Origin of the sequence: Corynebacterium tuingiense (assembly GCF_046718165.1) — a bacterium.
Lineage (GTDB): Bacteria > Actinomycetota > Actinomycetes > Mycobacteriales > Mycobacteriaceae > Corynebacterium.
Window position 1 is genome coordinate 300,545 of record NZ_CP177101.1, and the last position, 23,728, is coordinate 324,272.

General features: G+C 60.6%; 19 protein-coding genes and 4 tRNA genes. 16 read left to right on the forward strand and 7 right to left on the reverse strand.

What is annotated here, in order from left to right; translation table 11 throughout:
- Window positions 1–10: 10 nt before the first annotated feature.
- From ACLI1T_RS01500 to ACLI1T_RS01510, 3 genes are read left to right on the forward strand one after another with little or no spacing between them, the layout of a single operon-like run.
- Complete coding sequence (locus ACLI1T_RS01500; RefSeq protein WP_411702859.1) at window positions 11–1,180, forward strand: ABC transporter substrate-binding protein; 1,170 nt, start codon at window positions 11–13, stop codon at window positions 1,178–1,180.
- A 14-nt stretch (window positions 1,181–1,194) separates the two neighbouring features.
- The gene (locus ACLI1T_RS01505) at window positions 1,195–2,073 is read left to right on the forward strand and encodes an ABC transporter permease (protein WP_411702860.1); all 879 of its coding nucleotides are present in this window, start codon (window positions 1,195–1,197) and stop codon (window positions 2,071–2,073) included.
- On the forward strand, window positions 2,066–2,830 hold the full coding sequence (locus ACLI1T_RS01510; RefSeq protein ID WP_411702861.1) for an ABC transporter ATP-binding protein: 765 nt from the start codon (window positions 2,066–2,068) through the stop codon (window positions 2,828–2,830). Before ACLI1T_RS01505 ends, ACLI1T_RS01510 begins: the two co-directional genes overlap by 8 nt.
- Before the next feature lie 77 nt (window positions 2,831–2,907).
- Here ACLI1T_RS01510 and ACLI1T_RS01515 read toward each other — a convergent pair whose 3' ends face one another.
- Entirely contained in the window at window positions 2,908–4,902 is a 1,995-nt protein-coding gene (locus ACLI1T_RS01515; RefSeq protein WP_411702862.1) for an FAD/NAD(P)-binding protein, read from the reverse strand.
- A 275-nt stretch (window positions 4,903–5,177) separates the two neighbouring features.
- Between ACLI1T_RS01515 and ACLI1T_RS01520 the strand changes: the two genes are divergently transcribed.
- From ACLI1T_RS01520 to ACLI1T_RS01545, 6 genes are all read left to right on the forward strand, one after another.
- Window positions 5,178–7,592 carry an excinuclease ABC subunit A gene (locus ACLI1T_RS01520; protein WP_411702863.1) on the forward strand — a complete coding sequence of 805 codons (2,415 nt, stop codon included), beginning with the start codon at window positions 5,178–5,180 and terminating at the stop codon, window positions 7,590–7,592.
- Between the two features lie 76 nt (window positions 7,593–7,668).
- On the forward strand, window positions 7,669–8,418 hold the full coding sequence (locus ACLI1T_RS01525; RefSeq protein WP_349853336.1) for a hypothetical protein: 750 nt from the start codon (window positions 7,669–7,671) through the stop codon (window positions 8,416–8,418).
- A 109-nt stretch (window positions 8,419–8,527) separates the two neighbouring features.
- Window positions 8,528–10,150: a 2-succinyl-5-enolpyruvyl-6-hydroxy-3-cyclohexene-1-carboxylic-acid synthase gene (gene menD, locus ACLI1T_RS01530; RefSeq protein WP_411702864.1), complete on the forward strand. Its 1,623-nt coding sequence runs from the start codon at window positions 8,528–8,530 to the stop codon at window positions 10,148–10,150.
- A complete protein-coding gene (locus ACLI1T_RS01535; RefSeq protein WP_349853334.1) occupies window positions 10,151–10,600 on the forward strand; it encodes a DUF3592 domain-containing protein in 450 nt (149 codons plus the stop codon).
- Between the two features lie 60 nt (window positions 10,601–10,660).
- Entirely contained in the window at window positions 10,661–11,860 is a 1,200-nt protein-coding gene (locus tag ACLI1T_RS01540) for a glycosyltransferase family 1 protein (protein WP_349853332.1), read from the forward strand.
- A gap of 11 nt (window positions 11,861–11,871) precedes the next feature.
- Entirely contained in the window at window positions 11,872–12,576 is a 705-nt protein-coding gene (locus ACLI1T_RS01545) for a demethylmenaquinone methyltransferase (protein WP_349853331.1), read from the forward strand.
- Window positions 12,577–12,594: 18 nt separating this feature from the next.
- Here ACLI1T_RS01545 and ACLI1T_RS01550 read toward each other — a convergent pair whose 3' ends face one another.
- A complete protein-coding gene (locus ACLI1T_RS01550) occupies window positions 12,595–13,863 on the reverse strand; it encodes a geranylgeranyl reductase family protein (protein WP_411702865.1) in 1,269 nt (422 codons plus the stop codon).
- Window positions 13,864–13,961: 98 nt separating this feature from the next.
- Between ACLI1T_RS01550 and ACLI1T_RS01555 the strand changes: the two genes are divergently transcribed.
- The 3 genes from ACLI1T_RS01555 (at window position 13,962) to ACLI1T_RS01565 (ending at window position 17,069) form a co-directional block, all read left to right on the forward strand.
- On the forward strand, window positions 13,962–14,966 hold the full coding sequence (locus tag ACLI1T_RS01555) for a polyprenyl synthetase family protein (protein ID WP_005281118.1): 1,005 nt from the start codon (window positions 13,962–13,964) through the stop codon (window positions 14,964–14,966).
- A 109-nt stretch (window positions 14,967–15,075) separates the two neighbouring features.
- Window positions 15,076–15,157, forward strand: a tRNA-Tyr gene (locus ACLI1T_RS01560).
- A gap of 271 nt (window positions 15,158–15,428) precedes the next feature.
- Window positions 15,429–17,069, forward strand: a complete 1,641-nt coding sequence (locus ACLI1T_RS01565; RefSeq protein WP_349853329.1) for a hypothetical protein — start codon at window positions 15,429–15,431, stop codon at window positions 17,067–17,069.
- Window positions 17,070–17,156: 87 nt separating this feature from the next.
- Here ACLI1T_RS01565 and ACLI1T_RS01570 read toward each other — a convergent pair whose 3' ends face one another.
- The 5 genes from ACLI1T_RS01570 to ACLI1T_RS01590 all read right to left on the reverse strand — a co-directional run bounded on the left by ACLI1T_RS01570 (window position 17,157) and on the right by ACLI1T_RS01590 (window position 22,567).
- Window positions 17,157–18,734, reverse strand: a complete 1,578-nt coding sequence (locus tag ACLI1T_RS01570; RefSeq protein ID WP_411702866.1) for a phospho-sugar mutase — start codon at window positions 18,732–18,734, stop codon at window positions 17,157–17,159.
- 3 nt (window positions 18,735–18,737) lie between these two features.
- Window positions 18,738–19,397 carry a deoxyribose-phosphate aldolase gene (gene deoC, locus ACLI1T_RS01575; protein WP_349853326.1) on the reverse strand — a complete coding sequence of 220 codons (660 nt, stop codon included), beginning with the start codon at window positions 19,395–19,397 and terminating at the stop codon, window positions 18,738–18,740.
- Between the two features lie 11 nt (window positions 19,398–19,408).
- Entirely contained in the window at window positions 19,409–20,764 is a 1,356-nt protein-coding gene (locus ACLI1T_RS01580; protein WP_411702867.1) for an MFS transporter, read from the reverse strand.
- 28 nt (window positions 20,765–20,792) lie between these two features.
- Entirely contained in the window at window positions 20,793–21,518 is a 726-nt protein-coding gene (gene deoD / locus ACLI1T_RS01585; protein WP_023025153.1) for a purine-nucleoside phosphorylase, read from the reverse strand.
- Between the two features lie 92 nt (window positions 21,519–21,610).
- Window positions 21,611–22,567 carry a sugar-binding transcriptional regulator gene (locus ACLI1T_RS01590; protein ID WP_349853322.1) on the reverse strand — a complete coding sequence of 319 codons (957 nt, stop codon included), beginning with the start codon at window positions 22,565–22,567 and terminating at the stop codon, window positions 21,611–21,613.
- Between the two features lie 175 nt (window positions 22,568–22,742).
- On the opposite strand from ACLI1T_RS01590, the gene ACLI1T_RS01595 reads away from it, so the two are divergent.
- The 4 genes from ACLI1T_RS01595 to secE all read left to right on the forward strand — a co-directional run bounded on the left by ACLI1T_RS01595 (window position 22,743) and on the right by secE (window position 23,653).
- Window positions 22,743–22,818 (forward strand) — tRNA-Thr (locus tag ACLI1T_RS01595).
- Between the two features lie 48 nt (window positions 22,819–22,866).
- Window positions 22,867–22,938, forward strand: a tRNA-Met gene (locus ACLI1T_RS01600).
- A gap of 137 nt (window positions 22,939–23,075) precedes the next feature.
- A tRNA-Trp gene (locus tag ACLI1T_RS01605) sits at window positions 23,076–23,148 on the forward strand.
- A 172-nt stretch (window positions 23,149–23,320) separates the two neighbouring features.
- Complete coding sequence (gene secE, locus ACLI1T_RS01610; protein WP_284869936.1) at window positions 23,321–23,653, forward strand: preprotein translocase subunit SecE; 333 nt, start codon at window positions 23,321–23,323, stop codon at window positions 23,651–23,653.
- Window positions 23,654–23,728 lie beyond the last annotated feature (75 nt).

Consider the following 23,728-nt stretch of genomic DNA (forward strand, 5'->3'; position numbering starts at 1 on the left):
GAAAGAACGTATGGTGCATAACCGGAACCTGTCGCGCCGGCAGATACTGCGCAGCGCGATGGCAATGGGCGGGGTAGCACTCGGCTCGCAGGTGCTATCTGCATGCTCCTCGGCGCGACAGGAGGACAACGCTCAGTCCGGGAAATCCGGGCAGGGCGGGGAATCCCTCACCATCGGATTCGTGCCCATCGCATGCGCGTCACCATTGGTCGCGGCCGATGGCTTGGGCGCCTTTGCAAAGCAGGGCCTCAACGTTGAGCTGCGCAAATTCGCGGGATGGGCGGATCTCTGGACCGCCTATGCCACCGGCGCCTTAGACGTAGCGCACATGCTCTCGCCTATGCCGTTGGCCATCGATGCCGGTGCCACCAATGCCTCCCGGCCTACCGAGTTGGCTTTTACGCAAAACACCAACGGGCAGGCACTGACCTTGTCCACTTCCCACCTGGATACCGTGTCGCGGCCCGCGGATCTCAAGGGCATGGTGCTGGGCATACCCTTTGAATACTCGGTGCATGCCCTCTTGCTGCGCGATTACCTCGTGGCCGGCGGCGTCGATCCGGTTTCCGATGTGGAGCTGCGCCTGTTGCGCCCAGCCGATATGGTGGCGCAACTTTCAGTCGGTACCATCGACGGTTTCATTGGCCCAGAGCCCTTCAACCAGCGCGCCCTGACTACCGGCTCGGGCCGGGCCTTTGTGCCTACCCGCCAGATGTGGGATAACCATCCGTGCTGCTCGGTGGCCGTGGCGAAGGAAGTGGACCGGGGCGTGCGCGACCGCGTGGTTGCGGCGTTGCACGAAGGCGCCCAGTACGTCGATAGCCCGCACCACGTCCACGAATCGGCCTCCATGCTGGCCAAGGAGAAGTACCTGAACCAGAAGGAAGAGCTGATTTCGCGCGCCTTGGCCGGAAACTACACCACCTGGGGCGGCAAGGACATGGTGGATCCACAGATGATCAAGTTCGGCGGCAGCACCTCCGCCACCGCAATTACGTGGATGGCCGCCCAAATGGCCCGCTGGGATCTGGGCGGAAAGGCAATGCCGATGGATGATCAAGCGCTCATAGACGTCACAAAATCCGTTTTGCCGCGCGAGGCCGATCTCACTACGGACCCAGTGGAAATCAACGGCCATACCTTCGATCCCCTGCACCCCACTGCCGGATACCAGCGTTAAGGATTCCCACGCTTATGACCACACTGAAAAATCAGAGCGCTAGCACCAGCACAGCGCACTCCACTGGCACCCACACCGCAGCGCCCCACCGAGGCCGAACCGCCGGCCGGAAGAAACGGCGGGAGAGCCCGTGGAAGGCAATGGGCCTGGGTATTGCGCTTTTTATTGCCTTCATCGCCATATGGCAGGCGGTCGCGGCTGCGGGCTGGCTTTCCGATATCGCCCCCACCCCCGCGCGCACCTGGGATAGGGCCGTAGAGATTCTTTCGGATCCCTTCTACCGGGATGGGCCGGCCTCTGTGGGCATTTTTTGGCATATGGTCGCCTCCCTGCGCCGCGTGCTCATCGGCTTTGCCATCGCCATGGTGATAGCCATTCCGCTGGGCTTTTGGCTGGGGTCTTCTGCTACTTTCCGGCGCGCGACGGATCCCTTTGTCCAGATCCTGCGCCCCGTCTCCCCGCTGGCATGGCTGCCACTAGGATTGGCGCTGCTTCGCGATGCCGAGAATACCGCCGTCTTCGTCATCATCCTCTCCGCTTTATGGCCGACGCTGCTCAATACCATCGAGGCCGTCCGCGGGATTCACCCCACGTATAAGAACCTGGCGGCCACGCTCGGCACGAGCCGGATGCAACAGCTCCTCTATATCGTCGGCCCAGCCGCGCTGCCGGGGATTATCACCGGCATGCGGGAATCGCTATCGACCGCTTGGTTGGTCATCGTGGCCGCGGAAATGCTCGTCGGCGGGCAAGGTGTCGGCTTCTTTGTGTGGAATATGTGGAACCGCCTCGATATTGACGCCATCGTCGTGGTCATCGTGCTGATCGGTGTCATCGGATTGGCCTTGGATTACCTCGTTGCCTCCCTGCAGAAAGTGGTGCGCTATGACTAATGCCCATATCGAATTTGCTGGTATTACCAAAAGCTACGGCCCAACGAAGATCATTGGGGATACCTCAGTATCCATTGGAGAGGGCGAGTTCGTGTCCCTGCTGGGGCCATCGGGCTCCGGCAAATCCACCATGCTGAATATGATCGCGGGCCTGGCATGTCCCTCTACCGGCGAGGTGCGCGCGCGAGGCGAGGCCGTGACCGGCTCAGGCCCAGACCGCGGCGTGGTATTTCAAAACCACGCGCTCCTGCCGTGGATGACGGCGCGCGGGAATATCGAGTTCGGGCTGCGTTCGGCCCGCCCGGAGCTATCCAAGGCTGAGCGAACCCAGATTGCGCAGGACTTCCTTGACGAGGTTAGCCTGGGCCATGCTGCAGATAGGCGCCCGTCGCGGCTATCCGGTGGCATGCAGCAGCGCGTCGGGTTGGCGCGCGCCTTTGCCATCGGCTCGGATATTTTATTGCTCGATGAGCCCTTCGGCGCACTGGATGCGCTCACCCGCCGTCAGCTGCAGTCGCTATTGCTAAGCGTGTGGGAAGAAAACCGCCGCACGGTGGTCATGGTCACCCACGACGTGGATGAGGCGGTATTGCTCTCGGACCGCATCTTGGTGATGTCGCCAGGGCCAGAAGCCACCATCATCGAGGACATCGAGGTGGGGTTGCCGCGCCCGCGCAGCGGCAGCGATGACTCCGCTGTGGTGGAGCGGAAGAATGAGCTGCGCGAGAGGTTACTCGGGCTGCTAGAAAACGGCTAAAGCGGGCAGGCGGTTGCCTACCCGCTTCTTCGCTTTGGACATACGGGCTGCGACCCCCGCCTAGGCCGGGGTTAACCTTACTGCTCGGGCTGCTGGTTCGACAGCCCGAGCGCTACCTGGGCCGCGTGCACGGCGGCCTTATCGGCTTCCTGGATAAACCACGAATCGGTGCCGGGAATCGGCGGGGCCAGGGTGGTATCCGGGTACTCGGCGTGGGCGGGGATTCCCACGAGGTGCAGGCGCTCATCCACGGTGCCGTCGGCGTTGTGGACCTGGCGGGTATCGGGGTCCTCGGCGGGCGAGCCGGTGGGTACCTCGATGCCATCGCTGGCGGTTTCCGTAAAGGCGCGCACGCGCCCGGATTCCACGAGGGAGTGCATGAAGGAATCGTGCGGGGTGCGGCGGATATCGGGCTTGTGCACCCAGGCATCGAGAAGCGTCGTGCCCGGGATGCGCTTGCCGCCGGATGCGCTGGAGCTGATGGTCCATTCGCCGGCTTCGGCATTCGTGCCCAAGACGGGGTTGCCGCCGACGAAGCTGACAATGCCGGCATCGACAAGCGCCAGCAATTGTTGCGTGCGGAAGGGCGGCGGGCCGGAGCACGTGGTCTGGCCTAAGGAAATGGCCTTATCGAACATGTGGTGGCGCGATTCCAGGGTATAGCGGCCCTCGGCGCCCAGAACCTGGGTGGGTTTGCGGGAGAAACCGACCGACCACAAAGCGGCGCGCACCGGGCTATCCGGGCCCTTTTGGGCCTCTGCCAGGTCCTCGCACAGGCTCTGCACTATGTGCTCGGTGAGCTCTTGTTGGCTGGAAAAATCCTCCGTGAGCAGGTGCATCCAGCGCAGCAGGCTGAAATCCTTGGTGGTATAGCGTCGGATGACCTCATCGAGCTGGGCCAGGCCGCTATAGGCCACGCCTGCATCCACCGGGGTGGCATCGAGGGCGGCGATGATCTCCTCGCGGGAGGCGCGCAGGCTCTCCGGCTCGACGCGGGCGAGGGTATCGATATAGGCCTGGTAGGCATCGCGGGCGACCGCAGGCCATACCTCGGTGTCATAGTTGATGGAGCGCGCGCCCGTGCGGTGGGATAGCTCGGCGACGACCTTCTTTAACCGCGGGATCTCCGCGGCCGGTGGGAGGGCGCCTTCATTGGATTGCGGCAGGAAGGGATAGCCGCGCCGGGATGCGGCTGCAAAGGTGGGCTCGGTGCCGGTGGCCTCATAGCGCATGCCCCAAGGCTTGGAGGAATCCTCGACGAACTTGCCTCCGCGGCCCACGGTGGAGAGGATGAGGATATCGAAAAAGCCCATGCCAAGCCCGCGCACGAGGACCTTCTCATTGTCCTTGATGGAGTCAACACCCTGGTCAATGGGGTTATCGGCGCGAATCCAGCGCAGGCTGGGGTTTTCTTCTAAGGTCTTTAAGATCCACCGCTCGTTTTCGGTATAGCCCTGGTTTTGCCAGCCGGTGACCGCCAAGGTGGAGCCGGCCGCAACGGTGGTGTCGTTATTAAGGTGCAAAATATCTGCACCCTCGCGGGATTCAATATCCACCACGCGGGCGTGGTGTTGCTTGACCTCAACCCACTCCGGCACATCCTGCAAGACGGAGCGGAAGACCCACAGGATGTAGTGGCCGTACAGCGCGCGCGGCAAATAGGATTCGGGGCTCAATTTTTCCAGTTCTGCGCGGCCAAATTCCTCAACCACTTGCGGATCGAGTGGGTGGGCGGCGACGTAATCGCGGGCGCCGGGGGACACGTGGGCATCGCCAAGCGTCAGGCGGATCCACTCGTAGATGGTGGGGCCTTCAACCACTGGGGCCTCCACGGTGGAGCCGGGTTCAGAAAACAGCGTCATGCCGTGCGCGAAGGTATTCATGCACAGGTACTTGGGCTGGTTGACATCCCAAATCTTGCCGCCGCCGTGCTGGGCGTCATCGATAAGGTGCAGCGTTAGCTTCTCTGGCGGGTGAGACACGGTATTGAGTTGTGCCACGAGGCGCTCGAGGACGGAAATGCCGCGGGGGCCAAGTCCTATCAGCGCGATGGATGAAGTGTTAGCGGTCAACGCGGAGCCCTACCTTCTAGCTTATAGACCAAGCGGAATCGTCATAATAGACAATGAAGTCTAGCAATAAGCGTGGTGGGAAAATATTCACTGGCAGTGGCTTGGCGCTGGCAGGGCGCGCTCGCCAGCCGGAACGCCCCGAGCAGGTGTGAAATTAATTCTTGGCTAGGCAGATTGGTAGACAGATCGGTAGGCGAAGTGGCGTGTGGAGGGGTGCGGGGGTGTCGGGCTGAGGCGTTGCCTTAGGAAGCTGGTGCGCGGGTAAGATCGCGGACATGACAATCAAGGTTCGCGATGCCCACTTATACAACCTGCGCAATGTCGATGTGGATATGCCGCGCGGCCAACTCGTCGCGGTGACGGGAGTCTCCGGTTCCGGAAAGTCCTCCCTGGCCTTTGGCACCATCCACGGGGAAGGGCAGCGCCGCTACCTGGAATCGGTGGCGCCGTTTGCGCGCCGGCTCATTAGCTCCGCGGTGGACCCGCAGGTAAGCCAGGTGGAGGGGCTGCCGCCCACGGTGGCGCTGCAGCAATCCACCTCTGGTGGCGGGGCGCGCTCCACGGTGGGCACGGTCTCCGCGCTATCTAATAGCGTGCGCCTGTTGTACTCGCGCGCCGGGGATAATCCTGAGGGCCTCTACTCGGATGCCTTTTCCCCAAATACCCCAGAGGGCATGTGCCCGCAGTGCCAGGGCGCGGGCGTGGTGCACGAGCCCACCGAGCAATCGATGGTGCCCGATCCCACCTTGTCCATTGAGGAAGGCGCCATTAAGGCCTGGCCCGGTGCGTGGGCCGGGAAGAATTTCCACGATATCCTCATGAACTTAGGCTATGACCTGGATTCGCCCTGGCAAGACCTGCCGCAGGAAGATCGCGACTGGATCCTATTTACCGAAGAACGCCCCGTGGTCACCGTAAAACCGCTGCGTGGTGCGGACCAGATCCAGCGCAATTATGAGGGCACGTGGCGCTCGGTGGCCAGCTACCTCACCAAGACGCTGCAGGAGACCCAATCGGAATCGCTGCGCAAGCGCACGTTGTCCTTCATGGAATCCCGCGAGTGCGATACCTGCCACGGCCGACGGTTGAACCCGCGGGCGCTCAAGGTGACGTATGCGGGAATGAGCATCGACAAGCTGGGTGCCCTGCCACTGGACCGGGTCTATGAGGTACTCAGCGCGCAGGAACCGGAGGAAAACTCCGCTGAGGATCTGCTGCTCAAGCAGGTGCTGCCGGCGCTGACCTCCGCCCTGGAGCTGGGGCTGGCGCACCTGAGCCTAGACCGGCCCACCCAGAGCCTCTCGGCGGGTGAATTGCAGCGCATCCGGCTCGCCGCCCAACTGCGTTCCGGCCTCTTTGGCGTGGCCTATGTGCTCGATGAGCCGTCCGCCGGCCTGCATCCCGATGAGCGCGGGGCGGTGCTGGAGATGTGCCGCCGGTTTATTGACGCAGGCAATTCGGTGCTGCTGGTAGAACACGATATGGATCTGGTGGCCCAGGCGGATTGGCTCGTGGACGTTGGCCCCTACGCCGGTGAGGGCGGCGGCAAGGTGGTTTATTCCGGGCCGGTCGAGGACTACGACGCCGATACCCCCACCGCCCGCGCCTTGGCGCAGCGTGAGCTCGCGCTTGCCGATGCCCCCCGTACCCCCTCCGACCACCTCCGCCTCCGCGGCATTTCCGCGCGCAGTATAGACGGGCTCGATGTGGACTTTGGCTTGGGGCAATTTACCGCTGTGGCCGGGGTTTCGGGCTCCGGTAAGTCGACGCTGGTAAGCACCGTGCTGGCAGAAACCCTCAAGGAATCTGCCACCGCCGTGGCCGATGAGGATAAAGACGATGCGGACGAGGGCGGCCACGAGTTCTCGCTTGCCGGGGTAGAGGGCCTGGATAAGGTCTCCCGTCTGGTGCAGATTTCCCAAAAGCCCATTGGCCGCACCCCGCGTTCCACGCTGGCCACCTATACCGGTCTTTTCGATAACGTACGCAAGCTCTTTGCCTCCACCCCGGAGGCCAAGGAGCGCAAGTGGACGGTCTCGCGCTTTTCTTACAACGTGAAGCAGGGCCAGTGCCCCACCTGTGGTGGCGCCGGAAAAATCGAGGTAGAGCTGGTCTTTTTGCCGGGTTCCTATACCACCTGCCCGCAATGCGGCGGTGCCCGATTCAACGATGAGACCCTCGAGGTGACCTGGCATGGGCGCAGCATCGCAGAGGTGCTGGAGCTTACCGTGGATGAGGCCGCCGAATTCTTTGCCGAGGAACTAAAGATCCACCGCGCCATCGCCACGCTGCAGGCCGTGGGCCTGGGCTACCTCCGCTTGGGACAAGGCGCGCCGGAGCTTTCCGGCGGTGAGGCGCAGCGCATCAAGCTCGCCACGGAGCTGCAACGCTCCCGCAACTCGCGGCGCGGGCACACGGTCTACATGCTGGATGAGCCCACCACCGGCCTGCACCCGGCCGATGTTGCCTTGCTCAATGCGGAGCTGCACAAGCTTGTCAATTCCGGGCATACCGTGATCGTCATCGAACACGATCTCAACGTTCTGGCGAGCGCGGACCGCATCATTGAGATGGGCCCTGGCGCCGGTGCGGACGGCGGGCAGATCATCGCCGATGCCACCCCAAGCCAGCTGGCCGTAGAAGATACCGCGACCGGTCGGGCGCTGCGGGCGCGGCAGCTGCAGGGCTAGCATTCCCCTCGGTTCAACGCTGGCGTCTGGGAGATTCCCTGGGAACTCACAGGAAAATGATGTACAGCTGGTAGGCATGACAAATAATGGCTTTGGTGAAAACGGTTCCAATGGCCGAAAAGGCTCTCATGATGATGGGCGCGGCACTGACGAGACCCGCCAGTGGTCTGGCCCGGCCGAGGATGCCACGCGCCAGATAGGCCGCGTCCCAGATAACGCGGCCGGTAATGCCCGCAGCCAGCACCCACAGCAGTATTTCCCGGGTGCGCAGCAGCCGCAGAATGAGACGCGGCAATTCGACGCGAACGCCGATTACCAGCAGAATTACCAACAAAACTACCAGCAGCCCGGTGGGCAGTATGGCCAGCAGTACGGTCAACAACAGTATGGCCAGCAACAATACGCCCAGCAGCAGTATGAGCCGGTGCCGTCGGACTATGACCCGGACCAGCGTGGCAGGGGAAAGAAAAACGGCGGGATGGCCGGGGTCTTTGCCGCCATCGCCGTGGTTGCCATCCTGGCGGCGGGCGCCCTGTTCTTCTTGTGGCGCAATGCCGCGAGCGATGCCGATAAGCCCGCGCCAGAACCGGTGACGGAAACCACGACCACGCAGGTGCCCACCACGGTGACCGAAACCGAGGATGCGGGCCCAGACATTTCTGAGCGCCTGCGCAATCTGCCGAACCTGCAAGACGATCTCCCCGAAGATATTCCTACCGAGCTGCCACCGGAAATCCAGGACCGCCTGGAAGAAGGCGATGACCTCGACGTGGAGCGCCTCTTGCGGGATCTCTTTGGCAATAGCGGCGACCAGCAGCAGGGCTAACCAGCGGTACCGGATATAGGCAGGGCGGCGGCGCGGCACGGCAAGGCGCGGCGGGATTGCCATTTGCCGATTGCCGGCCGCTGCGGCGCAGTAGGTAAAATCTGGCAGCATGAATGAATCGATGCAGCTGGCTGAACAGGTGGCCGCCCAATTGGCGCGCCACCTTACCGATGTGGTGCTGTGCCCGGGTTCCCGCAACGCACCGCTGTCGCTCGCGCTCCTCGCGCGCGAGGATATCCGGGTGCATACGCGCATTGATGAGCGCGGCGCTGCGTTTACCGCCTTGGGCATGGCGCGCGTGCAGCACCGCCACGTCGGGGTGGTGATGACCTCCGGCACGGCCGTGGCCAATACGCTGCCCGCGGTGGTTGAGGCGCACTATTCGCATACCCCGCTCGCCATAATCAGCGCGGACCGCCCGGAGCGGTTGATCGGCACCGGCGCTTCCCAAACCATCGTGCAAGATGGCATCTTCGGCGTCTATGCGGATACCACCCAGGTCAATGCGGCAGAGGATATCGCCGCTCTTGCGGAGCGGTTTGAGCGCGATCTCCAGGTGCATATCAATATTGCCTTTGACGCGCCGCTAGTAGGAGATAGCTTGCCGGAACGGGTAGGTGGCGACGGTACCCGCGCGGCCACCCCGCGGTTTTATGACCACGGCGAGGTCGCGGTGGACTTGAGCAAAAATACCCTCGTCATCGCCGGCGATGAGGCCTGGGAGGTTGAGGGCTTAGAAGACGTGCCGACCATCGCGGAGCCCTCCGCGCCGGGGCCGTTCCAACCCGTGCACCCGGCTGCGGCGCATATTTTCCGCAAGGCGCAGGTCTCCGCGAATGACTACGTGGTCAATACCAAGGTCGAGCAGGTCATCGTGGTGGGTCATCCCACGCTGCATCGCGGCGTGCTCGCGCTGATGAATGACCCGGATATCGAGCTGGTGGTGCTCTCGCGCACGGCGGATTTTACCAACCAGCGCGGGGATAACGCGCGCCTTGGCACCACCGTTAAGACCACCGGGGAGCCAAGCCGCGAGTGGCTCAAGATTTGCCAGGGCGCGACCGACATGGCCGGCGAAGCCGTGCGCACAACCCTGGAGGATGAAGAACTCGGGTTCACCGGCCTGCACGTAGCGGCGGCGGTAGGCGATACGCTCGCGGTCAATGACACGGTGATACTCGGCGCCTCGAATCCGGTGCGCGATGCCTCCCTCATCGGTATGCCCTTCGATGGCGTGGATACCTACGCCCCGCGCGGGGTGGCCGGCATCGATGGCACCGTCTCCCAAGCCATCGGCGTCGCCCTGGCCACGCAATCGCTGGATCCCACCAATTGGCGCGCCCCACGCGTGATGGCCCTGGTAGGGGATGTGACCTTTTTGCACGATGCCAATGGGCTGCTGATCCCGGAGGACCAGCCGCGGCCAGAGAACCTCACCATCGTGGTGGCCAATGACAATGGCGGCGGCATCTTCGAGACCCTGGAGCAAGGCGCGCCCGCGCTTCGCGATGCCTTCGAGCCGGCCTTTGGCACGCCGCATGGGGTGGGCATCGGCAAGCTGGCTGAGGCGTATGGCGCCGACTACCGCTTGGTGACCACCCCGCAGGAGCTGCTGGATACCCTGGCAGAGCTCAAGGAATACTCCACGGGCATCACCATCGTGGAGGCGCAGACCACCCGTGCCACGCGCCGGGCGCTGCAGGATAAGCTCACGCAGAAGGTGGGCCAGTAAGTGGCCCCGCGCTATAGGCCCGCGGTTTTTCGGCGCCGGCTGCACCAGCTTGTGCTGGCCATCTATGTGGCGCTGATCGTGGGGTCGGTGGGCCTGGTGGTAGGGCCCTTCCTCAATGATCGCGCCATTTCCGCGCAGCCTAGCCGGGCCTTGGCAACGGTCAAAGACGTTGGCGTGCTGCGCACCACCGTGGATTTTCAAGATAGCGACGGGATCTATCATTCCCCACGGCAAGGATTGCTCTACCCCACGGATCTGGGCGAGGGCCAGCAGGTATGGGTGCAGTATGCTGAAGATAACCCGGACCTGGTAAAGGTAGAAGGCCGCGAGTGGACCTTGGCGGTCATACCGGCGCTATCCGTGGCGGTTGTGTCTACGCTTGCCGCCGTGGGTTTGTGGCGGCTTATTACTGTGACCACCCGCCGGGCTGAAAGTCGCGCTGAAAAATAATTTACCTAGATTTTTCATTGGATTCACCAAAGGCCAAGAAAAATAGGCCATTATGGTGGCATGCGAGTTGCAATCGTGGCCGAATCGTTCCTCCCCAATGTCAATGGCGTGACAAACTCGGTGCTGCGCGTTTTGGAGCACCTGCACGAAACCGGACACGATGCGATTGTCATCGCCCCCGGTGCCCGCGAGGGCCAAGAAGAAATCCCCGATTACTTGGGCTTTCCCATCTACCGCGTGCCCACCGTGCGCGTGCCGCTGGTGGATTCGTTGCCGGTGGGCGTGCCGACCACGGCCGTGGATGATGCGCTGCGGAAGTTTAAGCCTGATATTATCCACCTAGCTAGCCCGTTTGTGCTGGGTGCGGCGGGCGCATTTTCGGCCCGCCAACAGCGCATTCCGGCAGTGGCGCTCTACCAAACCGATGTCGCAGGCTTCGCCACCAAGTACCACGCCTCCGCCTTGGCTTACGCCGTGTGGGAGTGGCTGCGCACGATCCACAACTCCTGCCAGATGACCTTGGCGCCATCCTCGCTGACCATCCGGGATTTGGAAAAACACCACATCAAGCACGTGCGCCACTGGGGCCGCGGCGTCAATGCCGAGCTATTCCATCCCGAAAAACGCTCTGCTGTGCTGCGCCGCAGCTGGGATCGGAGCGGAAAGAAAAACATCGTCGGCTTCGTCGGCCGCTTGGCCGCGGAAAAGGGCGTGCACCGCCTGTCCGCCCTCAATGGTCGCGAGGATATTCAGCTGGTCATCGTCGGTGACGGTCCAGAGCGCCCTCTGCTGGAGGCGCAGCTTCCCAGCGCCGTGTTCACCGGCGCGCTCAGCGGTGAGGAACTGGCCCAGGCCTATGCCTCGCTCGATGTATTTGTGCACGCCGGCGAATTTGAAACCTTCTGCCAGTCCATCCAGGAGGCCCAAGCCTCTGGCGTGCCCACCATCGGCCCGCGGGCAGGCGGGCCCGTGGACCTTATCCAGGAAGGCTATAACGGCCTGCTCTTAGACGTGGATAGCTTTGTCGAGGATCTGCCCAATGCCGTCGATGCGCTTTTAAACCCAGAGATCCATGCGGAGTTGCGGGATAATGCCCGCGCCTCCATTTCTTCTAAGACGTGGACCGCGCTGTGCGAGCAGCTGGTGGGCTACTACGAAGAGGTGTTAGAAGATACCCGCCGGGTGCCGCTGACCATTTTGGGGCAGCGCCCGGAGCTACCGCGGTGGGCGGCTCGTGCCCTCGGCGCACGCGTAGCCTAGACTAGGCATTTGTGTCTAAGGCAGATCTGGATAAAAAGCCCTTCGACGTCGCGCGCATGTTTGACGCCGTCGGCGAAAAATACGACCTCACCAATACCATCCTGTCCTTTGGGCAGGACAAGCGCTGGCGCAAGCGCACCCGCGAGCGCCTTAACCTGCAGCCGGGGGAAAAGGTTCTTGACCTCGCGGCCGGAACCGCGGTGTCTACAGAAGAGCTGTCCAAATCCGGCGCGTGGTGCGTAGCCTGCGATTTTTCGCGCGGCATGCTTGCCGCCGGAAGCGAGCGCGACGTGCCCAAGGTGGCCGGCGATGGCATGAAATTGCCCTTTGCGGATAATACGTTTGACGCCGTCACCATCTCCTATGGCCTGCGCAATATCCACGATTACGAGCTGGGGCTGCGGGAAATGGCGCGCGTGACCAAGCCGGGCGGGCGCCTGGCGGTGGCGGAATTTTCCACGCCCATCGTCCCGGTATTCGGCACCGTGTACAAGGAATACCTCATGCGCCTGCTGCCCCCGGTAGCGCGCGTGGTCTCCTCCAACCCGGATGCCTATATTTACCTCGCGGAATCCATCCGCGCTTGGCCTGGACAAGAGGAGTTGGCGGCGGCCATCAACCGCAACGGCTGGACCGACGCGGGCTGGCAAAACCTCACCTTGGGCATCGTTGCCTTGCACTCGGCAACGAAGCCGCTTGCGGATGCCCCGAAGTAAACCCCTCCTGCAGCCCTCCTAGACCGCCGCGGTGGAGGCCCACAGGGGCGTATCGCGCCGGATGGCGCCTACGCTGCGGCCGGCCGTGCGCCACAGGCGGGCGATAAGGTCGCGGTCCTCCTCCGTGATGAGGTTGCCCATGAGGCGGGCTGCGGCGGGCATCAGCAAGCGGCCCACCGGCCCGCGCAGTGCTAATGGGCCCGCCACGGGCAGGAATTGCGGGTAGGTCAACAGGCGGGCGGCGGTGCGCGCAAGCAGGAAGGATTCGCCGTAGTGCTCGCGCAGGGTAGCTGGCCACGCGAGGGTGAAATCCTTCGGCCCGAGCATGCCCACCGCGAGCGCTGCGGTCTCGAGGCCGTAGTCGATGCCCTCGCCGTTTAAAGGATTCACGCAAGCGGCGGCATCGCCAATGAGCATCCAGTTGGCCCCCGCTACATTAGAGACCGCCCCGCCCATGGGCAGCAGGGCAGAGGTGACGTGTTCGATGTCCCCAAGGCCCCACTCCGCGCGCTGCTGGGCGGCGTAGAACTCCAGCAACTTTTTGGTATTAATCTTGGCCGGCCGCTGCGCGGTCGACAGCGCGCCGACGCCGATATTGACCTGCCCAAGCTCTGCACCCAACGGGAAAATCCACCCGTAGCCGGGCTGGACTGCATCATCTTCATCTTTTAATTCCACGTGCGAGTGCATCCATGGCTCGGTTGCTTGAGGGGAGGCGGCATAGGAGCGCGCGGCGATGCCATAGACCTCATCCCGGTGCCAGGTGCGGCCCAGTTGCTTGCCAAAGGTAGAACGCACGCCATCGGCCACGATGAGCCATTTCGGCTGAATAATCAGCTCGCCAATGCGAAACGAGGTCACCCGGTTGCCCTCCATGACTGGGGCGCTCGCGGGGGTACCAGAGATAAGCGTCGCGCCTGCGGCAGTGGCGGCCTCTGCCAACTGGGCATCGAGCCTAAAGCGCGGCAGGGCAGTGCCCACCTGGGAAGGATAGGTCTGCGGCCACGGGGCGGTAACGTTCCCGCCGTAGCCGTGCAGTTTAAGCCCTCGGGTGCGGTAGAAGGCGTTAACGGTGATGCCGAGCTTGTCTAGCTGGTGCATTGCCCGTGGGGTGAGCCCATCGCCGCAGGTTTTATCGCGGGGGAAGGTGGCTGAATCAATGAGGACAGTCTCATAACCAGCGCGGGCGGCGTGGATGGCCGCGGCACTTCCTGCGGGTCCTGCACCGATAATGGCGACTTCGACAGGGCGGGGGGAATCGATCTGTTCCGACATAGGGACTATCATTGCACTAGTTCAACCCCTCAAGTGTGTTAAGGGGGCTGGTTTGGACTACGGTAGATAAACGATTATCTCTGGCTTTTAATTGCAAGGAACGCTATTTAATGACTCACGGCCACTCGCATGCCACTCACGTGGATCTTGGTGATCCACAGCTTAATGAACGCATTGGCGCGGGCATGGAAGCAGTAGAAGAAAAGCTGCGCAGTGAAACTGACCGCGGCCAGGACTTCTTGAAGGACAAGGTAAGCCATCTGTCCAAGGCAGGCGGCAAGCGCTTCCGCCCGATGATGGCACTGCTTGCCTCTGAGTACGGCGCCAAACCGGGCTGTGAAGAGGTTATTAAGTCTGCCACCGTTGTGGAGATGGTGCACGTTGCCACCCTGTACCACGATGATGTGATGGATGAGGCGGACCGCCGCCGCGGCGTGGAATCCGCCAACTCTCGGTGGAATAACTCCGTAGCCATCCTTGCCGGCGATGCCCTCCTCGCGCACGCCTCTCGTCTGATGAGCCAACTAGATACCCATACCGTGGGCCACTTCGCGGATACCTTTGAAGAGCTGGTGACCGGCCAGATGCGCGAGACCATCGGTGCCGGTGAAGCCAACCCCGTGGACCACTACATGGCCGTTATTCAGGAAAAGACCGCGGTGCTTATCGCCTCGGCCGGCTACCTTGGCGCTTACCACTCCGGCGCTTCGGCCGATCACGCTGCGGCCCTGTACCGCATTGGCGGTGCCATCGGCATGATCTTCCAGATCGTGGACGATGTCATCGATATCTTCTCCGATCCGAAGGACTCCGGAAAGACCCCGGGCACGGACCTGCGCGAGGGCGTGTTTACCCTCCCGGTCCTCTACGCCTTGGAAGAGGACGGGGAAGTGGGCGACCAGCTGCGTGAGCTGCTGACAGGCCCCCTAGAAACCGATGCTGAGGTCGAGCGTGCCATCGAGCTCCTGCGCCAGTCTGGCGGCCGTCAGAGGGCGCTAGAGGACATCAACGCCTACCTACGCACTGTAGAAGAACAGCTTTCCGTACTGCCGGAAAATTCCGCTAGCCAAGCGCTGCGCCAGCTCGCGGACTACACCGTTCGCCGCGTGGGCTAGCTGCTTGCCTGCACCCCTCCTACACACCCCATTTCTCCCCGCTGCGCTGGCGATTTGGAGGTAGGTGGGTGCTTCATAGTAAAGTACATACACGCACCACAGAGTGCATGCCAGGTTGCCCGAGCGGCCAAAGGGAGCGGACTGTAAATCCGCCGGCATTGCCTTCAGAAGTTCGAATCTTCTACCTGGCACAACACAGAGCCCCACAAGCACAAGCTTGTGGGGCTTCTTCGCGGTTAGTGCGATGGAGTGCCTCAGCCTTGGCTTAAACGACAAAATGTGTGTTTAGGCCGCGGTTTAAGCCATCCGGGGCAGGTGCACATAAAAAGAGGCGCTCAACCCATAAGAAGGGGAGCGCCTCTGAAGCTAGAATGGGAGTACAGGCAAAAGAATGTCAATGTACAAAGGTAATGACATATCTTTTACGTGATTCCCATTTGCAACTTTTAGGTTAGCACACCGATGATCATCATCAAACCAGAAAAGCTAGAAGGCATAGTGCCTCGTATGCTTGAATTGACCTCCCGCACCACCCCTTGGCACCGGAGGGATTGGCGCGCTGGCACTCTCGAGTTGGTCGATGAGGCCTTAAACGAATCGAGGATCCCTGGGACCAGCTCAGCAGCATTAAAGGAGCTGCGTGGGCATATGCGTAAGGCTCTTGGAAATGATTTGGGAGTATCCTCTATCCAAAAGAACCTTAATAGCATTGTGGATAATATCGGTTCCGCTAGCAATGCGAATAGTCACGATGTCCAGCTAGCTGAGAAGCACGCACAAGATTTGAAGCAGACCTATCTACAAAATTGGGCAGATGTATTCGAGTCTCCAAGTAAAGCTGGAAATCTAGATGTAGAGGGAACTGCGAAGCGTATCGTGTCGCACTTGCTTTACTGTGGCGTGCCTGCACCAAGCATCTATAGCGTTATACATGACTACAAAACTGCGGATGACCACTGCGAATTCTCCACCCTCCTGCGTGAATTAGACAAGAGGATAAAATATAAGGCTAAGAACTTTAGCTTTGCAGTTCCTGTCGACCGCGCTCCTGACTTTCTTCATTCATCTACGCCACCCTCTGAGTGGCTTAGTGCAAAACAACTGAAGCAGTGGAAACACAAGCACGCTCCTCAGGCAAAGACCGAGCGTCATCATGGCGGTTTCATACTTAATGTGCAAGCACGTGACGTAAACGAAGCTGCCAGTCAAGCACAACAATTACTGTCGCAGCTATCTTTTAAGTTTGAATCTGGATCCGAAAACCGGTTCTCCATTCTTCCTGTCATGTGGTCTAAAGAAAAAGGGAACTCCTTTCCCACTCGGCGGGGAATCCAACCTTTGAAACTCCGTGCATTCCAGAGGGCGGACACTCTCCACCATTTGGAAATCGGAAATAAACCCAGAAATATTCTGGCTATTATAGAACCTCTTCAGACGAACAATCCCCACGTGGCTCTTGTCAATGGATGGGTTGCCATCGAATCCCTTTTAGTGGATTCGGGCGAGGATGATCGAATTGGTGCCGAAAGAATGGCGCGCGTAGTCGCGGCGAGTTATTTTCGTACCGAAATGACGTGGTTAGCTAAGAATTATGCAGATCGTTACAAAGGCGAGTGCTCGGTAGCAGCGCAGATCAAAAATGCGGAAGCTAGCATAGAGAGAGCAAAGCTAATGGAGAGTGTAATCCTAGAGCGGAATGATTTTTATCTTCTCGATCCCGTCGATCAACTAGCTATCGGCAAGATGCAAGAAGCTTTTAATAATCCAAGCGAAATCTTCGAACGCACTTCCGGTATTCTGCAAAGGGAATTTCAGCGTCTATACCGGAAGCGAAATTTGATCGTCCACAGCGGACGGGTTGTAGGTAACGGGATCGAATCCGTCGCGGATAAAGTTATCCCACTTTTAGTAAATGGGATCGATCAATTGCTTATCGCGAGCATCCAACATGACCTGGATCCCAAGAATTTAGCAGCGTCAGTTGCCTTTAAATCTCTTCATCTTGGCCAGGCTGGGAACTCGAGAAACTATTCCATACTGGATTTGTTGGAGGTTGACGAGATCATAGGGCCCAACCTGCATAAGCCAGTGCAGCTGCAATGAAAGTCTGCTTTACAGGCTCGCTGCTGTCCAAGTAGTGGAAACAGCGGGCCTCAATAGGTGCACAGGGCATAACCCGGCTTTGAGGGCTTAGAGCCCGAAGTAATCGCGCAGATCGGCCGCGATGGCATCGAGGCGACCGGCGTCGGGGGACTCCAGGTAGCACTTGAGCTTGGGCTCGGTGCCGGAGGGGCGAACGATAACGCGGTCATCGTTATCGGTGAAGAACTTCGAGCCTTGGGCAAACTTTTCCCCCTTGGACACCGGGGAGCCGGCGAGCTCGGTCGGTGGGGTGGTAGAAACTTTTTCCATTGCTTGGGTAATCAGGCTCAGGTCCTCGACGCGGAAGGTCAGCGGCTGCGTGTGCAGGGCGCCGACCGTGGCGTAGATGTCGTCCAAGCGGCCTAGGAGGCTGCTTCCGGCTGCCTTGCATTCGGCGGCGAGGCTGGCGAGCACCACGGAGGTGGAGATGCCGTCCTTGTCGCGCACTGCGTTGGGATCGGGGCAGAAACCAATGGCTTCTTCATAGCCGAAGGCGAGCTCCGGGGTGCGGGCGATCCACTTGAAACCGGTCAGGGTTTCCTCGTGGCCGAGGCCGTAGTGCGCGGCGATGCGCCCGAGCAGGCGGGACGATACGAGGGAGTTGGCGAAGTTGCCGGTAGCGCCGCGGCGGGCGAGATAATCGCCAAGCAAGGCGCCGGTCTCATCGCCACTGAGCTGGCGCCAGGTGCCATCGGTAGGCACGACGGCGGCGCAGCGATCGGCGTCAGGGTCATAAGCGATAAGGATATCGGCGCCGATTTTCTCGGCATGCTGAATGCCAAGATCCAGCGCGCCGGGCTCCTCCGGGTTGGGGAAGGAGACCGTAGGGAAATCTGGGTCAGGAGCGGCCTGCTCTGACACCAGCGAGACGCTAAAGCCGCAGCGAGACAGCAGTTCCTTGCCCAGTTCGGCACCTACGCCGTGCATGGCGGTCAGCGCGATGGTGATATCGGTATTTTCACCGACCAACGCGGCGGCGCGCTCGAGGTACTCCGCACGGGTATCGACGTCCTCGATGTGATCGGAGGTGAGCGGGATCTCGTCGGCATAGGGGGCTTCAGCAATGGCGGCGGCGATCTCCTTATCGGCTGGGGAGATAAGCTGCACGCCCTCGCCCGGGCCGGTGGCAACGCGGCCGCCCAGGTAGACCTTGTAGCCATTATCGGCAGGCGGGTTGTGGGAGGCGGTGACCATAATGCCGGCATCCGCGCCCAGGGAACGGACCGTGAAAGCGGTCAGTGGGGTAGGGTTCTGCGCGGGCAGGACCAGGGCCTTGCCACCTGCGGCGGAGATGACCTGCGCGGCATCGCGCTGGAATTGCGCGGAGCCGTGACGGGCATCGCAGCCAATGACCACGACTGGGGTATCCACCTGCTGCTTGAGCCAGGTGATAAGCCCGTAGGTGGTGCGAATAACCACCGCGCGGTTCATGCGGGATTCGCCCGCGCCCACGGCAGCGCGCAGGCCTGCGGTACCAAAGTTCAGGGGGCCAGCGAAGGCGGCGGCGAGTTCTTCGGAATTATCTTCCTCGATCCACGTCAGCACCTGGCGGGCGGTGTCCGCATCCGGATCGTGTTCGGCCCAGGTGCGGGCGTAGTCGAAATCGAAGCTCGTATCCACAGACATGGCTTAAAGCTCCTCGAGGATCTTGGCGGAGGAGGACAGCCCCAGGCGGCTGGCGCCGGCCTCGATCATGGCGAGGGCATCCTTGGCGGTGCGGATGCCGCCGGAGGCCTTCACACCCAGCTTGTCGCCTACGGTCTCGCGCATGAGCTTTACCGCGTGGGTGGAGGCGCCGCCGGCGGGGTGGAAGCCGGTGGAGGTCTTGACAAAGTCCGCCTGGGCGGCAGCGGAGGCCTGGCAGGCGAGGACGATGGCGGCATCGGAAAGCGCGGCAGACTCGATGATGACCTTGAGCACCTTGCCTGGGATGGCATCGCGCACGGCCTGGATTTCTGCCTGCAGCTCCTCGGCGCGGCCCTCGATGGCCAGCGGGATGTTGATGACCATGTCTACTTCCTCGGCGCCATCGGCAACCGCGCGGGCGGCCTCAGCGGCCTTGATTTCCGGCTTGACGGCGCCGGAGGGAAAGCCCACGACCGTGGCAACGTGGAGGGACTCCGGGGTCTCGAGCGGCAGGGCGGAAGGGGAGACGCACACGGCGTAGGTACCAAGCTTGGTGGCCTCTTCTACCAGGGCGCGGAATTGCTCCGGGGTGGCCTCCGGCTTGAGCAGGGTGTGATCGATATAGGAAGCAACGTCTGAGCGGGTGAGATTCTGGGAAGTCATGATTTTCTCCTTTAGGAAACTGCGGCGGGTTCGTTTTTAGCCATCTTCAGATCCGAAATGATGTACAGCGCGGAACCGAAGAGGGCGATGACGGTGAGAATGAACAGGGTGGTGGTGTAGCTGGTGGACTCCATCAGCTTGGCGGTGTACGCAATGCCCAGTGGGATGGCGATATTGATGGTGAGGTTATAAAAGCCGATGGCGATACCGGACTTGGCCGCGGTGATATTGCGCAGCGCAGTATTGACCAGTGGTGCGTACATCAGGGAAAAGCCGCTGGCAAAGGCAATGATGGTGATAACAAGCACGGCCACGTGAACCTGTGCAAAGAGCGCGGCAATGAATAAGGAACCTGCAACCAAAGCAAAAGCGGTATAGATGGTGGATCGAGACGAGAGCACCGTGCCGATCTTGCCGGACAAAATACCGACGAGCACGGCGCAGGCATAGCCCGGAATGAGCAACAATGAAGCGCGGTCGAGGCTCATGCCATGCATGTCCTGGGCTGCATAGGGAAGCAAGAAGATAAAGCCCAGCTGAGTGGAATAGACAAAGAGCACCATGACGATGGTCCACACGTAGCGTCCGTTGGTGAAGAATTCCGGGGTGACCACGGGGTTCTTTGCGTTCTTGATGTGCACGATGAAAAGGACCAGGCCAATGGCCGCCAAGACGAGCCAGTACCAGACGTAGTCCTGCATAAACAGGATGAGGGCGCTGGCGAAGATGGCGACAAAGAACAAGCCTATTGCGTCCAGGTGGCCCTCCACAGCCTCATCTTCCGGCACATTTTTAATGATGGTCGGAATGGTGAGCAGGAGGATAAGTGGGATGAGAAACATCGCCGTCCAGGACACGTAGGTGGAGATGAACCCGGAGGTCAGCGCACCAATGAGCAGGCCGGCCTGGAAGGCGGCGGTGGAAAAACCGAGGTAGGTCTTTTGATCATCCTCGCTCAAGTGCTTGGTCACGTAGATGACATAAAGCGTCTCAGCGGCGGCCAAACCGGTGGTTTGAATCAAACGCCCGGTCAGCACCATGGCCCATGAACCGGAGAAGATGAAGGCCAGGATGGAACCCACGGCCACAAACCCGATACCGGTAAGCATGAGCTTCCGAATAGAGATGGAGTCCGCCAAGGCGGCGTAGACGACGGCACCGATACCAATAATGACGCCGGCCAGCGAGGCCTGCAGCGAAGCGGTCTTATCGGAGATCTCCAGCGCTTGCGCGATCGGCATGGTCATCGTCTTGAATCCATTGTCAATGATGAGAGAGAAGACGAAGACGAAAAGAAGGATAGGGACGGCCGCCTTGGGGTTAACCTGGGTGCGATCCTCCGGCATGGCCTTAACTTTTTTCAGCATGGAAGTAGTCCTTTGTGGCAGGAGGAGCTTAGTCGACTGCGTTAAGCGGCAAGGCGAGTTTCATCATGGTGTGGAATGCGCTCTGGCGGTCCTCGGCAGAAAGCTGGGTGCCGTTGACCACATTGTCTGAGACGGTGAATAGACCCAAGGCGTCGACGCCGGCCTCGGCGGCGGTGGCATAGAGCGCGGCGGATTCCATCTCCACGCCAAGCACGCCCATGTGTGCCCAGCGGCCGTTGACGGTCTGGTCCATGTGGTAGAACGTGTCGGTGCTTAGGATATTGCCCACGTGAATCGGGGTCTCCTGGCGCTCGGCCTCATCTACCAGCGCCTTGAGCAGCTTCCAGGATGCGGTGGGGGCGTAGGTACCAGGCAGGTCATACTGTGACAGGAAGTTGGAATCGGTAGAAGCAGAAGCTGCCACGATGACGTCGTGCAATTCGATGTCTTCCTGCATAGCACCGATGGAGCCGACGCGGATGAGCTTCTTCGCACCGAACTTATGGATCAATTCCCAGGAGTAGATACCGATAGAGGGAATTCCCATACCCGTGCCCATAACGGAGATGGGCTTGCCGTTGTAGGTGCCGGTAAAGCCCAGCATGTTGCGGATTTCATTGAATTGGACGACATCTTCCAGGAAGGTATCCGCGATGAATTTGGCGCGGAGGGGATCGCCGGGCAGCAAAACGGTCTCTGCGATGGGGGCGCCATGCGGATTGATGTGCGGGGTGGAAATCTCGGTCTGAGACATGGAGTACTCCTCAACGTTGACTGGTGGACTGTGTCACCAGTCAGTTTAGCCCCCGTGGCACCAATGTCAATGAAATAATTAACAAATGTGCATTAATGGTGAGGAAGGCGCCTCTCTGTAGAGTTCACCAGTTTGTGTGCCGTAGTTCGATCCGTGACTAGGTGGGTGGCAAGGCCCATATCCAAAGCGACCTGTAGTGCCTCGGCCTTATGGGCACCGCCGGCTACTAAGACGCGGGTGGGGCGTGTTGTTAAATCGCTCAGGCTAATGCCAACGGTGCGCTCATCCACCGCCTGACTGGCAACATCGCCTTGGGCGGTGAAAAAGCGCGAGCATACATCTCCCACCGCATTGGTGAGCAATTCTTCCTCTTCGCTTTCGGTGAGATATCCCAAGTTAAGCGCGAGCGATTCTTTTTCCATGGCGCCGACGGTAAATACTGCCACGCTTACTGATGCCCCCATCTGCAAAATCTTGGCAATATGCCTATCGCGGGAGACCCATTCCTTGGCTTCAACGGAATCGAAGATGACCGGGAGGGGAAGCAGGTGTGCCTCGGCATTAAAGGCTTGGGTAAACGCCTGCATAGTCTGCAGATCCTTAGTGGAGCGATCCGAGTGGGAATGCCCGCCCTTGAGCTGGATGATGTCCACGCCATCCAGTGGCCGCTTGCGCAAATGGGAGGCCACCGCGGACATGGTTTCGCCCCAGGAAAGGCCCACCGAGGTGTGATCGGTAATGAGTTCTTCCAGTAGGGCGGCGCCGGCGCTGCCTAGATCTGCAAGCAGGGATCCGCCGGGAGGGGTGGCGGTGACGCGGGCATCGGCAAGCGAAAAGCGCTCGCAGAGTGCAGAAACCAGCTCATCGGACTGCTCGCGGGGATCGGTAATACTCATGGTGACAAAGCCGCGCTCGGCGGCATGGGTGAGCAATTTGGAGACCGTCGGCCGGGAAATCCCCAGGTGTGCCGCCACCTCCGCCTGCGAAAACCCGGAGTTGTAGTAGAGCTTCGCGGCGTCGATAGAAAGACAGTCTTTATGATCCAGCATGCCTTTCATTCAAGCACACCGGGCGGGGAGGGCCAGCATCGAATAAGCCCCAGAAATTTCCTCGCTTATGGGGCGCTGACGTGGCGATTTGTGCAAAGTGGAGGTGCCAGGTTACATTATTGAAGTCCGCAACGGAGAGCACAACGAAATATAGATGTGCTTGATGCTGGGATGTGCCCCCTTAGCTCAGTCGGCAGAGCGTTTCCATGGTAAGGAAAAGGTCGACAGTTCGATTCTGTCAGGGGGCTCCATTCATGTCTGGAGGAAATGTCTTCCTGCAGGATGAAGGTGTTCACCATGGCGGTGTAGCTCAGTGGTAGAGCAAGCGACTCATAATCGCTGTGTCGCGAGTTCAATTCTCGCCATCGCTACCGGGAAAGAAAAGCGCCATTGCGGCGCTTTTTTACTACCGTGCCTATGGCCTTAGCGGCGTACTGGTTTCCGTGCGGAATTAGGGATCTGGTAAGGTCATCGGCGCGTGGCGCTCAAGCGTCACGGATAACAAAATAGGGGCGTGGCGCAATTGGTAGCGCAACGGTCTCCAAAACCGTAGGTTGCAGGTTCGAGTCCTGTCGCCCCTGCAAGGATCCCCGTCATCTGCTTTCCAGATGGCGGGGATATTTTTGTCACAGCGGCGCGCATCCGCCCCGGCGTGCTTTCCTGCCCGTGCACCTTTTGCTAGGGTTGACAAAGTTATGTCTGGGCGGAATATCGCGCTCGGAAAAAGAATTCATTTCCCAAGGAGGGTTAGCTGTGAGCGATGAGCAGCAGCCGAAGGACTCGGCGGCCCCGCGTCCCACCGGTAAGCGCCAGCTTTCTGGTGCGGCTTCCACGACCTCCACGGACTCGGCGAACAAGAACGTCGTCCGCGTTGAGGATAAAAACCGCACCGACAGCCCGGGTGGCGGCGTCGCCGCATTCCCTGGCGAGGTTGTTTCTGAAATGAAGAAGGTGGTGTGGCCCACCCGTGGAGAGATGCTGCAGTACACCCTCATCACGTTCGCCTTCTTGATCGTCATCACCGCCTTGGTCTGGGGCGTTGACACCCTGGCTGGCCTCGGAGTTGAGAAGATTCTGACCAATTAGTTAGAATAACTCCATAAACTTTTATCCCGCTGTTTCCGCACTCCGGAACGGCGGGATACTTTTTGCCCACGCGCG

What these genes read in the sequence shown, in the direction of transcription:
- ACLI1T_RS01580 (WP_411702867.1), bottom strand. Translation starts at nt 20,764, where the DNA reads ATGCTGAAAAAAGTTAAGGCCATGCCGGAGGATCGCACCCAGGTTAAC.
- ACLI1T_RS01510 (WP_411702861.1), top strand. Translation starts at nt 2,066, where the DNA reads ATGACTAATGCCCATATCGAATTTGCTGGTATTACCAAAAGCTACGGC.
- deoC (WP_349853326.1), bottom strand. Translation starts at nt 19,397, where the DNA reads ATGACTTCCCAGAATCTCACCCGCTCAGACGTTGCTTCCTATATCGAT.
- deoD (WP_023025153.1), bottom strand. Translation starts at nt 21,518, where the DNA reads ATGTCTCAGACCGAGATTTCCACCCCGCACATCAATCCGCATGGCGCC.
- ACLI1T_RS01590 (WP_349853322.1), bottom strand. Translation starts at nt 22,567, where the DNA reads ATGCTGGATCATAAAGACTGTCTTTCTATCGACGCCGCGAAGCTCTAC.
- menD (WP_411702864.1), top strand. Translation starts at nt 8,528, where the DNA reads ATGAATGAATCGATGCAGCTGGCTGAACAGGTGGCCGCCCAATTGGCG.
- ACLI1T_RS01500 (WP_411702859.1), top strand. Translation starts at nt 11, where the DNA reads ATGGTGCATAACCGGAACCTGTCGCGCCGGCAGATACTGCGCAGCGCG.
- ACLI1T_RS01525 (WP_349853336.1), top strand. Translation starts at nt 7,669, where the DNA reads ATGACAAATAATGGCTTTGGTGAAAACGGTTCCAATGGCCGAAAAGGC.
- ACLI1T_RS01540 (WP_349853332.1), top strand. Translation starts at nt 10,661, where the DNA reads ATGCGAGTTGCAATCGTGGCCGAATCGTTCCTCCCCAATGTCAATGGC.
- ACLI1T_RS01555 (WP_005281118.1), top strand. Translation starts at nt 13,962, where the DNA reads ATGACTCACGGCCACTCGCATGCCACTCACGTGGATCTTGGTGATCCA.
- ACLI1T_RS01570 (WP_411702866.1), bottom strand. Translation starts at nt 18,734, where the DNA reads ATGTCTGTGGATACGAGCTTCGATTTCGACTACGCCCGCACCTGGGCC.
- ACLI1T_RS01520 (WP_411702863.1), top strand. Translation starts at nt 5,178, where the DNA reads ATGACAATCAAGGTTCGCGATGCCCACTTATACAACCTGCGCAATGTC.
- ACLI1T_RS01565 (WP_349853329.1), top strand. Translation starts at nt 15,429, where the DNA reads ATGATCATCATCAAACCAGAAAAGCTAGAAGGCATAGTGCCTCGTATG.
- ACLI1T_RS01505 (WP_411702860.1), top strand. Translation starts at nt 1,195, where the DNA reads ATGACCACACTGAAAAATCAGAGCGCTAGCACCAGCACAGCGCACTCC.
- ACLI1T_RS01550 (WP_411702865.1), bottom strand. Translation starts at nt 13,863, where the DNA reads ATGATAGTCCCTATGTCGGAACAGATCGATTCCCCCCGCCCTGTCGAA.